12 protein-coding genes are annotated in these 12392 nt (G+C 72.6%); 5 read left to right on the top strand and 7 right to left on the bottom strand.

Annotated features, from left to right (window positions below):
• Nucleotides 1–500: 500 nt before the first annotated feature.
• Together ACWDVB_RS36890 and fxsA are read left to right on the top strand one after the other, a co-directional pair.
• Nucleotides 501–1292: a polyprenol monophosphomannose synthase gene (locus ACWDVB_RS36890; protein ID WP_451520021.1), complete on the top strand. Its 792-nt coding sequence runs from the start codon at nt 501–503 to the stop codon at nt 1290–1292.
• Nucleotides 1293–1356: 64 nt separating this feature from the next.
• Complete coding sequence (gene fxsA / locus ACWDVB_RS36885) at nt 1357–1932, top strand: FxsA family membrane protein (RefSeq protein ID WP_451520020.1); 576 nt, start codon at nt 1357–1359, stop codon at nt 1930–1932.
• A gap of 119 nt (nt 1933–2051) precedes the next feature.
• Here fxsA and ACWDVB_RS36880 read toward each other — a convergent pair whose 3' ends face one another.
• The 4 genes from ACWDVB_RS36880 to yczE all read right to left on the bottom strand — a co-directional run bounded on the left by ACWDVB_RS36880 (nt 2052) and on the right by yczE (nt 5531).
• Nucleotides 2052–2426 carry an RNA polymerase-binding protein RbpA gene (locus tag ACWDVB_RS36880; RefSeq protein WP_030360404.1) on the bottom strand — a complete coding sequence of 125 codons (375 nt, stop codon included), beginning with the start codon at nt 2424–2426 and terminating at the stop codon, nt 2052–2054.
• Between the two features lie 256 nt (nt 2427–2682).
• Nucleotides 2683–4029: an MFS transporter gene (locus ACWDVB_RS36875; protein ID WP_451518583.1), complete on the bottom strand. Its 1347-nt coding sequence runs from the start codon at nt 4027–4029 to the stop codon at nt 2683–2685.
• A gap of 45 nt (nt 4030–4074) precedes the next feature.
• Nucleotides 4075–4842 (bottom strand): glycerophosphodiester phosphodiesterase, encoded by a 768-nt coding sequence (locus ACWDVB_RS36870; protein WP_451518584.1) that lies wholly within the window; start codon nt 4840–4842, stop codon nt 4075–4077.
• Nucleotides 4839–5531 carry a membrane protein YczE gene (gene yczE, locus ACWDVB_RS36865; RefSeq protein WP_451518585.1) on the bottom strand — a complete coding sequence of 231 codons (693 nt, stop codon included), beginning with the start codon at nt 5529–5531 and terminating at the stop codon, nt 4839–4841. The genes ACWDVB_RS36870 and yczE overlap by 4 nt, the downstream gene beginning before the upstream one ends.
• A gap of 64 nt (nt 5532–5595) precedes the next feature.
• Here yczE and ACWDVB_RS36860 point away from each other — a divergent pair, with 64 nt between their 5' ends.
• Entirely contained in the window at nt 5596–7095 is a 1500-nt protein-coding gene (locus ACWDVB_RS36860) for an SCO1417 family MocR-like transcription factor (protein ID WP_451518586.1), read from the top strand.
• Between the two features lie 21 nt (nt 7096–7116).
• Here the strand turns inward: ACWDVB_RS36860 and ACWDVB_RS36855 are convergent, their stop codons facing one another.
• Both ACWDVB_RS36855 and ACWDVB_RS36850 read right to left on the bottom strand, forming a co-directional pair.
• Nucleotides 7117–8700 (bottom strand): hypothetical protein, encoded by a 1584-nt coding sequence (locus ACWDVB_RS36855; RefSeq protein WP_451518587.1) that lies wholly within the window; start codon nt 8698–8700, stop codon nt 7117–7119.
• A 37-nt stretch (nt 8701–8737) separates the two neighbouring features.
• On the bottom strand, nt 8738–8932 hold the full coding sequence (locus ACWDVB_RS36850) for a hypothetical protein (RefSeq protein WP_018534760.1): 195 nt from the start codon (nt 8930–8932) through the stop codon (nt 8738–8740).
• A 275-nt stretch (nt 8933–9207) separates the two neighbouring features.
• Here ACWDVB_RS36850 and ACWDVB_RS36845 point away from each other — a divergent pair, with 275 nt between their 5' ends.
• Entirely contained in the window at nt 9208–9600 is a 393-nt protein-coding gene (locus tag ACWDVB_RS36845; protein ID WP_451518588.1) for an ankyrin repeat domain-containing protein, read from the top strand.
• A gap of 302 nt (nt 9601–9902) precedes the next feature.
• Nucleotides 9903–11327 (top strand): HEAT repeat domain-containing protein, encoded by a 1425-nt coding sequence (locus ACWDVB_RS36840; RefSeq protein WP_451518589.1) that lies wholly within the window; start codon nt 9903–9905, stop codon nt 11325–11327.
• 36 nt (nt 11328–11363) lie between these two features.
• Here the strand turns inward: ACWDVB_RS36840 and ACWDVB_RS36835 are convergent, their stop codons facing one another.
• Nucleotides 11364–12269, bottom strand: coding sequence for a 5-oxoprolinase subunit C family protein (locus ACWDVB_RS36835; protein ID WP_451518590.1), 906 nt, complete (start codon nt 12267–12269; stop codon nt 11364–11366).
• Nucleotides 12270–12392: the final 123 nt, after the last annotated feature.

Genomic DNA, 12392 nt, shown 5'->3' with positions numbered 1-12392 from the left:
GTGTGGGCGGGGGGGGGGGGGGCGGCGCCGCCCCCCCCCCCCGCCGGGGTTCCACGCGACCTGGTAATCCTCGGCCCTGACCTGGCTGTCTTCATCATCACCGCAGTTCACAGGGGTATTGACAGGTAACCGCCGTGGGCCGGTAGGTTCGGCCGGGTCCACCACAGGACGTCCGACCGGCGATCCTCCACGCGGTCGTCGAACGCCGCTGGGTCACGGGTGGTGTGCCGCACCGGCGCACCACCGCTGGGAGCCAGGTCCAGCGCCCGCGCCGCGGAGGCGAGGGAACGCAGCGGCCGGTCGGCAGGTGTGACCCGGGTGGGGCCCGGACGCTCAGTAGACAACGGCTTTCGGTCGATCCGCAGCCAGCGGGTCCCAGGCCGGCCCGAAGGGTGCCGGGCCCCGATCCGCAGTACTGGTCGCCCCGACCTCCGTGCCGCCGCTGCGGCCCAGGCCGCGGCCACTATGGTGGTCCTCTGCGTACGAACGAAGGGGCAGTAGTGAACGACGGCGGTCGGGTCTCCGAATCAGGGGACCAGGGGAGGCAGTACGACTCGCTCGGCACGGCCTTGGTGATCATTCCGACCTATGACGAGGCGGAGAACATCCGGTCCATCGTCGGCCGGGTGCGGGCCGCCGTCCCGGACGCGCACGTCCTGGTCGCCGACGACAACAGCCCTGACGGCACCGGCAAGATCGCTGACGAGCTCGCGGCCGAGGACGAGCAGGTCCACGTGCTGCACCGCGAGGGCAAGGAGGGGCTCGGCGCCGCCTACCTCGCGGGCTTCCGCTGGGGCCTCGACAACGACTACGGCGTGCTCATCGAGATGGACGCCGACGGCTCCCACCAGCCCGAGGAGCTGCCCCGGCTGCTGACCGCGCTCAAGGGCGCCGACCTCGTGCTCGGCTCGCGCTGGGTGCCGGGCGGCCGGGTCGTCAACTGGCCCAAGCACCGCGAGTTCATCTCCCGGGGCGGCAGTACCTACTCGCGCCTCCTGCTGGACGTGCCCATCCGCGACGTGACGGGCGGCTACCGCGCCTTCCGTCGCGAGACCCTCGAAGGTCTCGGCCTCGGCGAGGTCGAGTCGCAGGGCTACTGCTTCCAGGTCGACCTCGCGCGCCGCGCGATCAAGGCGGGCTACCACGTCGTCGAGGTGCCCATCACGTTCGTCGAGCGGGAGCTCGGGGACAGCAAGATGAGCCAGAACATCGTCGTCGAGGCGCTGTGGCGGGTCACCGCCTGGGGTGTCGGGGAGCGCGTCGGCCGGGTCATCGGCCGCAAGCAGCCCTGAGTACCCTGCCTTCTTGATCATCCCCCTTATCCCGGCCTGAGGCGGGCCCAGGCACACTGGGAGCATGACGACTGGCGCACCGCCTCCCATCCGCCCCGCCAAGACCCGGCGCTCCGGGCCTCTGAGGTTCCTGCCGCTCGGCATCGCCGCGTGGCTCGTCCTGGAGATCTGGCTGCTCACCGTCGTGGCGGGGGCCACGAGCGGGCTCGTGGTCTTCCTGCTCCTGGTGGGCGGCCTCGTGCTCGGCTCCGCGGTGATCAAGCGTGCGGGGCGCAGGGCGTTCCGCAAGCTCAGCGAGGCGGTGCAACAGCAGCAGAGCGGTGTGACGCCCGCGCCGGAGGCCGGGGGCGGCGGCGGAGCCCTGACGATGCTGGGCGGCCTGCTCATCGTCCTGCCGGGGCTGGTCTCGGACGCCCTGGGGCTGATCCTGCTGGTGCCGCCGGTCCAGAAGGCCCTCGGGCGGTACGCGGAGCGCACCCTGGAGCGCAAGATGCGCGAGGCGACGCCCGGCGGCCTCGGGGACGCCTTCCAGCAGGCCCGCATGCACCGGCCCGACGGCAAGGTCGTCCAGGGCGAGGTCATCAGGGACGAGCCGCCGGCGCGCGGCCCGCGCCCGGACGACCGGCAGCTGCCGCACTGACGGCGTACCACCGGGGGCACGCGGGACACGCAGCGACACGCACGAGGGCCGGGGCCACTGCTGAGCAGTGGCCCCGGCCCTCGTACTTGTGCTGTGCGGTTGTGTAGCCGGGTCCGTCGTCAGGCGGACTTGCGGCTGTCCCGCGGATGCACCGCGATGTTCATGGCGCCGGACCGAAGGACCGCAAGGCGCTCCTCCAGGACCTCTTCGAGTTCCTCTCGAGTACGGCGCTCCATGAGCATGTCCCAGTGCGTACGCGCCGGCTTGCCCTTCTTTTCCTCAGGTCCGTCGCCGTCTACCAGGAGTGCCTGGGCCCCGCAGACCTTGCACTCCCACTCCGGCGGGATCTCCGCCTCGACCGAGAACGGCATCTCGAAACGATGTCCGTTCTGGCATGCGTACTCCACGGCCTGGCGCGGAGCCAGGTCGATGCCGCGGTCGGTCTCGTAGCTAGTCACCACAAGACGCGTGCCGCGAAGAGCTCGCTCACTCATGAATCGTGCCTCCCGGGCTTGTCGCCCACAGGACAGGTGTCGCTGTCGTCGTCATCCGGTCAACGTCCGGTCGGCGGTAAAGATTCCCGTTCAGGGTCATGCGTCGCCGTCGTATGCCGCCCCTTGTTGTACCCACCAGTGCCCGGTTTGTCACATCTGGCAGCAGATGTCACCCAGCGTTTCTGAATCATCAGCTCGCAGTAACGGTCCGCCTGGCAGGCCAAACGCGTACACTACCGGCCTTTGCCCTCAGTTGCTAAATCCGGTCGGGTACGGGGTTCCCCGCGTCGCGCACCGCACGCCTCACCGGCACCCTCGCGAGCAGTACGAATCCCAGCAGGAAGAAGACCACGAGGGAGACGATCGCGTCCCGGTAGCTCCCCGTCAGCTGGTAGGTGAGGCCGAAGATCAGCGGCCCCAGCCAGGCCATCCCGCGGTCGCTGATCTCGTACGCGGAGAAGTACTCGGCCTCCTTGCCGCGCGGCACCAGATGCGAGAAGAGCGAACGCGACAGGGCCTGGGTGCCGCCGAGGACCAGGCCGATCCCCGCCGCCAGGACGAAGAACCACGCGGGCGCCCCGGCCGGCAGGAAGTAGCCCGCCCCGATCGTCACCGTCCAGGCGACGAGGGAGCCGAGGATGGTCCGCTTGGCGCCGTACGTCCGGGCCAGCCTGCCCATGGCGAGGGCGCCCGCCACCGCGAGCAGCTGCACCAGCAGGACCGCGACGATCAGCGTGGACTGGCCGAGCCCCAGCTCCTCGGAGCCGTAGACGGACGCCTGCGAGATCACCGTCTGCACGCCGTCGTTGTAGACGAGGTACGCCAGCAGGAAGGCGAGCGTGTGCGGGTGGCGCCGCATGTCCCGCACCGTCGACGCCAGCTGCCGCAGACCGCCCCGCGCGGCCGCCTCGGACGGCGCCGTACGCCGGTCGCGCAGCCGCTTCAGGGGTACGAGGGTGAAGGCCCCCCACCACACGCCCGCCGACGCCAGGCAGATGCGCACCGCGGTCGACTCCGAGACACCGAAGGTGTCATGGGCGAGGAACAGCACCAGGTTCAGCACCAGGACCAGGGCGCCCGAGGCGTAGCCGAAGGCCCAGCCGCGCGAGGAGACCGCGTCACGCTCCTCGGGGGGCGCGATCTGCGGCAGGTAGGAGTTGTAGAGCACCATCGAGACGGCGAGCGAGGCGTTGGCGACGATCAGCAGGAGACCGCCGAGGAGATAGCGGTCGCCCGCCAGGAAGAACATGCCCGCGGTCGCGGCCGCCCCCAGGTACGCGGCCGCGGCGAGCAGGGGCTTCTTGCGCCCCGTGCGGTCGGCGGCCGCGCCCGCCGGCGGCATCACGAAGATCGACACGAGCACGGAAGCGGACACCGTGTACGCGAAGAAGGACCCCGCGCGGACCGGGATGCCCAGCGGATGCACGTACCCGTCGGGGTCGGCGGCCGCCTTGGCGATCTCCGTGAGGTAGGGCCCCAGGAAGACGGTCAGGACGCTTGTCGAATAGACCGAGCACGCCCAGTCGTAGAAGTACCAGCCCCGTTGCTCGCGCCGTCGCTCGGCGGCCTCGGTGGCCGCCGTCCGCACGGTGTCGGTGACCACCCGTGACCTCGCTGTTCCCCGTGGTGCGAAGCCGCCCTCGGGCGGTCAGACCCAGGTCCCCCGGTCCTTCAGCACCTCGCGCAGCGTCTCGATGTGATCGGAAACTATGCCATCCACGCCGAGGTCGAGAAGGGCTGCCATCCGCTCGGCGTCGTTGACCGTCCACACGTGGACCTGCAATCCGCGCGCGTGGGCAGCGCGCACGAAGCGGTGGTCGACCACCCGGATCCCGGCGTGCGTCTCGGGCACCTGCGCGCAGACCGCGGAGCGGCGCAGCGCCGCCGGGACGCCGTACGACAGCAGGCGCAGCGCCGCCACGCCCCGCGTGCCGAACGAGGTGGCCAGGCGCGGGCCCGCCAGGCGCTGGGCCCTGGCCACTCGCGCCTCGGAGAACGAGCCGACGCAGACGCGGTCCCAGGAGCCGGTGCGGCGGATCAGGTCGAGGAGCGGCAGGAGGGCGGGGTCCGCTTTGACGTCCACGTTCCAGCGGACCCCGGGGAAGGTCTCCAGGAGCTCTTCGAAGAGGGGCACCGGTTCACTGCCGGCCACGCGCGCGTGGCGCACCTCGCTCCAGGGGAGGTCGACGATGCGACCCCCCGTGTCCGTCACGCGGTCGAGCGTCGCGTCGTGGAAGGCGACGAGGCGGCCGTCGGCGGTGGCGTGTACGTCGGTCTCGATGTAGCGGTAGCCGAGGCCGACGGCGCGCCGGAACGCCGCGGCGGTGTTCTCCAAGCCGTCCGCGGCGCCCCCGCGGTGGGCGAGGGCGAGCGGGCCGGGGTGATCGAGGTAGGGATGGCGTACGCGCGTGGTCACCGCTGCAGTATCGCCTGCTCCGACGGACCTCCGGAGGCCGCGATCCTGCCCGTGCCGGGCGTGGGGACGGCGAAGTGGCGCAGGAAGAACTGGGCGAGCGGGCCGATGGCGAGCGCGTACAGGACGGTGCCGAAGCCGACCGTGCCGCCGAGCGCGAAGCCGGTGGCGACGACCGTCACCTCGATGAGCGTGCGCATCAGGCGGATCGAGCGGCCGGTGCGCCGGTGCAGGCCCGTCATCAGGCCGTCGCGCGGCCCCGGGCCGAACGAGGCGGTGATGTACAGGCCGGTCGCCGCGCCGTTGAGGACGACACCGGCCAGCAGCAGGGGGACGCGGACGGCGAGGGTGTCCACGTCCGGCAGCAGCGCCAGGGCGGCATCCATGGACAGGCCGCAGACGAAGACGTTCGAGACGGTGCCGAGCCCCGGGCGCTGCCGCAGGGGGATCCACAGCAGCAGCACCGCCGCGCCCACGATGATCGAGACGACACCGATGGAAAGGCCCGTCCGTTCGGACAGGCCTTGGTTGAGCACGTTCCACGGCTCGGGACCGAGCCCCGCGGCCACCATCAGCGCGGAGCTCACGCCGTACAGCGTCAGACCGGCGTACAGCCGCAGCAGACGGCGTGAGAGATGTGGCTTCGTCCCGGACAAGTGGTGCCCCCCGCTGGTGATAGTGGCCCGACGCATGCCACTCTGTGGCTTGGAAGCAGAGCGCAACCATGGCCAATTCGAGGAAGGTGGACTGGGAATCATGGCTCAGTGGACTTCGGCGATGGGCTCGACCCAGCTCGCCCGGCTCCTCGCGTCCCAGCAGACGCGCCCCAGTGGCACGGGCGCCCGCCGCCCGCCCGCCTACCGCGCCCTCGCCGACGGCATCCGGCTGCTCGTCCTCGAAGGCCGCGTGCCCGTCGCCGCACGCCTGCCCGCCGAACGGGAACTGGCGGTGGCGCTCGCCGTCAGCCGCACCACCGTGGCGGCCGCCTACGAGGCGCTGCGCACCGAGGGCTTTCTGGAGTCCCGCAGAGGAGCGGGCAGCTGGACCGCTGTCCCCGCCGGAAACCCCCTCCCCGCGCGCGGGCTCGAACCGCTGCCGCCCGAGGCGCTCGGCTCCATGATCGACCTGGGCTGCGCCGCGCTGCCCGCGCCCGAGCCGTGGCTGACCCGCTCCGTGCAGGGCGCCCTCGAAGCGCTCCCGCCGTACGCCCACACGCACGGCGACTACCCCGCCGGCCTGCCGGCCCTGCGCGAGATGCTCGCCGAGCGGTACACCGCGCGCGGGATCCCGACGATGCCCGAGCAGATCATGGTCACCACCGGCGCGATGGGCGCCATCGACGCGATCTGCCACCTCTTCGCGGGACGCGGCGAACGCATCGCCGTCGAGTCACCCTCGTACGCCAACATCCTCCAGCTGATGCGCGAGGCGGGCGCCCGGCTCGTTCCCGTCGCCATGGCGGAGGGCCTTCAGGGCTGGGACATGGACCGCTGGCGGCAGGTCCTGCGCGACGCGGCGCCCCGGCTCGCGTACGTCGTCGCGGACTTCCACAACCCCACGGGCGCGCTCGCGGGTGAGGACCAGCGCAGGCAGCTGGTCGAGGCGGCCCGCTCGGCGGGCACGGTCCTCGTCGTCGACGAGACGATGAGCGAGCTGGGACTCGACCCGGACCTCGGCATGCCCCGCCCCGTCTGCGGATTCGACCCCGCGGGCTCCACCGTCGTCACCGTCGGCTCGGCGAGCAAGGCCTTCTGGGCGGGCATGCGCATCGGCTGGGTGCGGGCCGCCCCCGACGTGATCCGCAGCCTCGTCGCGGCGCGCGCGTACGCCGATCTGGGCACCCCCGTCCTGGAACAGCTCGCCGTGAACTGGCTGTTGAACACCGGTGGCTGGGAGGCCGCCGTCGACGTGCGCAGGGAGCAGGCCAGGGGGAACCGCGACGCGCTGGTCGCCGCCGTGCGCCGCGAGCTGCCCGGCTGGGAGTTCGAGGTGCCGCGCGGCGGTCTGACGCTGTGGGTGCGCACCGGGGGCCTGTCGGGGTCGCGGCTCGCCGAGGTGGGCGAGCGGGTGGGAGTGCGGGTTCCGTCGGGGCCGCGCTTCGGTGTCGACGGGGCCTTCGAGGGGTATGTGCGGCTGCCGTTCACCGTGGGCGGCGCGGTGGCCGACGAGGCGGCGGCGCGCCTGGCCGCCGCAGCCCGCCTCGTGGAGAGGGGCGCGGGCGCGGGTGCGGAGGTCGCGCATCCCTTCGTGGCCTGACCGCTGCCCTTGACGGGCGCCTCAGCTCTCCGCGGGGACCGGCTCCGCCTCGTTGGTCTCATCGGCGGCCTCCGCGACGGGCACCGCGCCCTCCGGGGTGCTCCGCACCGGCAGCAGTTCCATGACCGCCCGGCGGTGCGACTCGCTGGTCGCGTCGTCGTACGGGTCGGGCGTCGCGGGCACCTGGAGGCGGTGCACCGGGCCGGTGCCGAGCCGCGCGTAACCCCGGCCGGGCGGGACGTCGGAGGTCGGGGTCGTGTGGGGCGGCCTCCCAAGGACCTCCTTGACCTGGTCGGCGGTGGCGGACCCGAGCACCACACGCGCGCGCGTGTGCTGGCGTACGGCATCGCTCAGGGCCTCCAGGCAGTCCAGCTGGTCCGCCACGGCCACCGTCACGTTCGCCGCCCTGCCGTGCCGCAGCGGGACCTGCAGCAGCGACTGGGGGTCGTCGCGCCCGTCGGCGGCCGCGAGGTGGCCGAGCGTGCTCGGCCGGTCCACAAGGATCCACAAGGGGCGCTTGGTGTCCTCGGGCTGCGCGTGGCCCGACTGCCGGGCGCGGTTGGCGACGATGAGCCTGCGCTCGGTCTCGTGGGCCGCCCACTCCAGGCTCGCGAGCGCCCCGGCGAGCCCGCACTCGATGGCCAGCACCCCGTCGAGGCCCGTCAGGCAGGCGTAGTCGCCGGTGCCGTTGCCCTCGATGATGAGGACATCGCCGTACAGCAGCGCCTGGAGGGCGATGGAGCGCAGCAGTGTCGTCGTGCCGCTGCCCGGCTGGCCCGCGATGAGCAGGTGGGGCTCGGTGGAGCGGATGCCGGTGCGCCACACGACGGGGGGAACGTCGCGCCGCTCCTCTCCGTCGGTCACCGGCAGGGTGCGCTGCACGTCGGTCTCGTCGGTGAAGCCGAGGACGGTCTCCCCGGGGGCGGTGACGAAGCGCTGGGCGGCGATGTCCGTGGGGAGCGGGGGCAGCACGGTGACGGTGAGTTCGTTTCCCTCCTCGTCCCACGCGAAGTGGTATTCGCGTCCGCGGCCCGCCTTCGCGTGCAGCAGCTGTTCGATCCGGGTACGGGACTCGGCCTCGCCGTCCGCGAAGTACGCGGGGTAGTGCACGACGAGCCGGGAGATCCGTCCGGTGTCGTCGAAGTCGTAGGCGGTGAAGGCCTTGTCCCATTCGCCGCCGTGCGTGAAGAGCGGGGCGGGGTCCTCGGGGATCGAGAAGTACGGGACGAGCGCTTCGTAGAGGGCTTGCAACCGTTGCGCCTGTGCCTCGTCCGGGCCGGTCGGCGCGGGCGCGGTGCGCTCGCGGCCCGTCCACGCGGCGGCCGCCATCAAGGAGACGAAGGCGAGCATCGGCCCATAGGGGAAGAGGGCGATGACGAGGATCACCGAGCCGACCAGGAACAGCAGCGAGCCGCGCTTGTCCTTGGGCGTGTCGGCCCACTTGCGCCGCCCGGCGGCAGCCAGCCGGCGCAGTCCACGGGTGATCGTGATCAGCGGGTGGAGGACGTCGGTGGCGCTGTCGGCGGCCGACCGTGCCAGCTCCCGGCCGCGCGTGAGGGACGCGGTGCCGTTGCTCAGGATGCGGGGGAGTGGGCGCCTGACCACGTCAGTCTCCTGGAGGTGCGTACGGAAGGCGGGGGCGTCAGAACTTGATCCCGCCCAGCAGGCTCGCCAGGCTCGCACCGCCGGCCTTGATGCTCGGGGCGATGGCGGTGCCCGCGAGGTAGAAGCCGAAGAGCGCGCAGACCAGGGCGTGGGATGCCTTGAGCCCGTCCTTGCGGAAGAAGAGGAACACGATGATGCCGAGCAGCACGACACCCGAGATGGACAGGATCATGAGGGTTCTCCTGGTTGGTGGGGACAGTCACCATGAGTTCTTCCAGGCTCACAGCATGTATCCATACGACAAAAGGTGCAAAGGAGTGAATTTCACAGGATTTCCCTCGAATGGCAGAGCCTCGCCGGGCCCGTCGAAGAGCAGGTCAGCGGGTATGCCGTGCTCGCCGTGAGCTTTGCCTCGGCCGGGCCGCGTCATGTGCCCGCGAGGGCAGTACCCTGTCGATTCACTCGTACGGCTGCACACGCAGCGCATCCCAGAAAGGCGGACGCCCCATGAGCGAAGCCCCCGACCCGGAGGTCGTGGAGCTGGCGACCAAGATCTTCGATCTGGCGCGCCAGGGCGACACCGCGGCACTCGCGGCGTACGTCGACGCGGGGGTCCCGGCCAACCTCACCAACGACAGCGGCGACTCCCTGGTGATGCTGGCGGCCTACCACGGGCACGCCGAGGCGGTCCGGGCCCTCCTGGAGCGCGGCGGCGACGCGAACCGCGCCAACGACCGGGGGCAGACACCGCTCGCCGGGGCTGTCTTCAAGGGTGAGCACGCGGTGATCCGCGCCCTCCTGGACGGCGGAGCCGATCCGGCCGCCGGGACGCCGTCGGCGCTGGACACCGCCCGGATGTTCCAGAAGACGGAGTTGCTGGAGCTGTTCGGGGCCGCCTGAGCGGGTACTCGACCAGCAACGACGGGGGCGCTGGAAATGTGGTCGCGGCGGGCATGACCGCCGGGTCATCATGACGACGTGATTCACGGACGCGACGGCGGGGCAAAGGGTGCCGCACCGCGTGGGCCGTGAGCGGCCCGCCCCCGGACCTTCCGTCCGGGAACCCTTAAGGGCCACGGACGAGAGGCAGAGGAAGATGGTCTTCGACAAGCAAGAGACGGCGGGCGGCCCGACGTGTTGGCGCACGGCCAGGTAATGCGTGATTCCCGGTTGCGTCGACGCTTGATGTGAGGCTGTTTCCCATGTTCGATCCGGTCATAGCGCCCAGCGGTACGCTGCTCGGCCTGCTGCAGCGGGGCCGCGGCGACGGCACGCTGCACGCACTCACGGCACCCCGGTCCGAGGCGCTCGCCGCCCTCGACCACTGCGTGCTCCACGATCCCCGCCACGACTGGCAGGTGGAGAACCGCTCGCTGTACTACGCCCGGCTCTACCTCGACCTTCACGGCGGGCTCGACGAGATCGAGCGGCACCTGTTCGATGCCGAGGACGTCCTGGACACGGACGACTCGCGCACCGGACTCGCCCTCGCCGTCCTCGGACACCTCGCCTCGTACGGCAGACACGACGCCCTCGAACTCCTGAGGCGGTACGCCGCCTTCGGCTCGAACTGGGCGTGGGCCCTGGACGAGCTGGCCCTGCGCGACGACGACGCGGGCCTGCGCGCCCTCGCCGCCCCCGTGCTCGCCAGGTTCCCCGCCGACGCGGAGGGTGAGGCCGAACTGGCCGCCGCCGTCCGCGACGCCTACGAACCGCGGCCCTGGCGGCTGTGGGAGGAGAACCCCCGCGCCGATATCGGCGCCCGTGTGCGAGCCGCGCGGGAACAGGGCTCCTTCGACCGCTGGCAGCGCCAGATGCGGCCCGCGGGGCCACGCCCCGGATGGAGCGTCCAGGCCGTCTTCGACTGGGCGCAGGAGGGCCTCGAACGCGGCGCCGTGCTGTACGTGCCCGCCGCCCGCTGCCTGAGCGCCGTCGCCGGACCCGATGACCGGCCCGAGATCGTCGAGGCCGCCCGCAGCGGCTCCGACGGGGCGCGCGGCACCGCCCTGCGCTACCTGGCCGACGCCCACGACCCGGCCGTCCTCGACCTCATCGAGTACGCCGTGGAGAGCCACTCCCCTGTCGTGGTGGACGCCGCGACCGAAGCCCTCGAACGGATGCGCAGCGTCGCCGCCGTCGAACGGGCCCGGCGCTGGGCCTACCGACCCGACGCCCTCGGCGCCGCCGCGGGGCGCGTGCTCGCCTGCCGGGGCGACGCCCAGGACAGCAAGCTGGTCCTCGCCGCGCTGCGCGAGGCGGTGCGCGGCGAGGGGCCCGACGCGCCGACGCTGTGGACGCTCGTCGACGGCGCGGGACGCCTCGGCATCGCCTGCGCCGCCCCCGTGCTGCGGCACGTCTACCGAGAGACCGCCTCCTCCCATCTGCGCGGCCGCGCCGCCCGCGCGCTCGCCGCCACCGACCCCACCTTCGCCTCCGGCTTCGCCGTCGAGTGCCTGTGGGACTGCGAGGAGTCCACCCGCGGGGTCGCCGCCCGGCACGCCGAGACCGGCGACGCCCGCGTCGTCAACCGGCTTCGCAGGCTCGCCGCGGACCCCGCCGAGGAGGACGAGGTACAGACGGCGGTACGGAGCAGGATCGGGCCCGACGCGGACGCGCCCGCGGTGTAGCCCGGGGTGGCCGCAGGCCGGCCCCGGGCGGGCGGGTCAGCGTCGGCCGCCGACGCCACTGCTGCTGCTGCTGCCGCCGCCGACGCCGACGAAACGTACCGGCGTGCCCGGCAGCGCCTGGGCCGCCGCGGCGAGGTCGGCCTCCTTGACGACCGCCACCACGGGGTAGCCACCGGTGGTCGGGTGGTCGGCGAGGAAGACGACCGGCCTGCCGTCCGGCGGCACCTGCACGGCGCCGAGCACCATGCCCTCGCTCGGCAGTTCGCCTTGGACCGCGCGCTCCAGGGCGGGGCCTTCGGTGCGCAGGCCGATGCGGTTGCTCGCCGAGGACACTCGGTACGCGCGCGTGGTGAGCGTCTCCAGCGCCGCCCGGGTGAACCAGTCGGCACGCGGCCCGAGCGTGACCCGCAGCACCAGCTCCCGGGGCGGGGCGGGCTGCGGGACGACATCCACGCATGCGTGCGTGCCGCCGCTCGTGGTGCCGAGCGGCAGGACGGTCCCGTCCACGAGCGGGGGCGGGCCGAGGCCGGAGAGCAGGTCCGTGGAGCGGCTGCCAAGCACCGCCTCGACGGCCACTCCGCCATCGAAGGCGACGTAGCAACGCACTCCGGAGAGCGCCGTCCCGATGTCCAGCAAGGCCCCTGCGGGCACCCGCACCGGTGCCCCCCAGGGGGCGGGGCGGCCGTCCACGGTCACAGGGCAGGGCGCACCGCCGACCGCCACTGTCACGGGGCGGCGGGGTCGTACGGCACAGCCGTTGAGGGTGGTCTCCAGGACAGCCGCGTCGGGAGCGTTGCCCACGAGCCGGTTGACCAGGCGAGCCGCAGACGGATCCAGCGCCCCGGAACGAGGCACTCCGAGGTGAGCGTGGCCGGGACGCCCGAGATCCTGCACGGTGGTCAGCGCCCCTGCCCGCACGACGGCGAAGGCACGGTCGCTCATGGGGCCTCCGGTGGGGCGGCGTGCGGTGGGGTTGTCGGGGGAGTGTCCGGTGTGGCTTTCGATGGGGTGCCCGGGGTGGTTTGTGGTGCGGTGCCAGGCGCGTCCTGGGGTGGGGCGTCTGGT

The sequence above is a fragment of the Streptomyces sp. NPDC003379 genome (assembly GCF_053589195.1).
Note: the sequence above shows the minus strand (reverse complement) of the source record. Positions and strands in the feature narration are given on the sequence as shown.

Coding starts and splice junctions, on each gene's coding strand:
- ACWDVB_RS36860 (WP_451518586.1), top strand. CDS start 5,596: ATGGCTCAGTGGACTTCGGCGATGGGCTCGACCCAGCTCGCCCGGCTC.
- ACWDVB_RS36880 (WP_030360404.1), bottom strand. CDS start 2,426: ATGAGTGAGCGAGCTCTTCGCGGCACGCGTCTTGTGGTGACTAGCTAC.
- ACWDVB_RS36850 (WP_018534760.1), bottom strand. CDS start 8,932: ATGATCCTGTCCATCTCGGGTGTCGTGCTGCTCGGCATCATCGTGTTC.
- ACWDVB_RS36840 (WP_451518589.1), top strand. CDS start 9,903: ATGTTCGATCCGGTCATAGCGCCCAGCGGTACGCTGCTCGGCCTGCTG.
- fxsA (WP_451520020.1), top strand. CDS start 1,357: ATGACGACTGGCGCACCGCCTCCCATCCGCCCCGCCAAGACCCGGCGC.
- ACWDVB_RS36835 (WP_451518590.1), bottom strand. CDS start 12,269: ATGAGCGACCGTGCCTTCGCCGTCGTGCGGGCAGGGGCGCTGACCACC.
- ACWDVB_RS36845 (WP_451518588.1), top strand. CDS start 9,208: ATGAGCGAAGCCCCCGACCCGGAGGTCGTGGAGCTGGCGACCAAGATC.
- yczE (WP_451518585.1), bottom strand. CDS start 5,531: ATGCGTCGGGCCACTATCACCAGCGGGGGGCACCACTTGTCCGGGACG.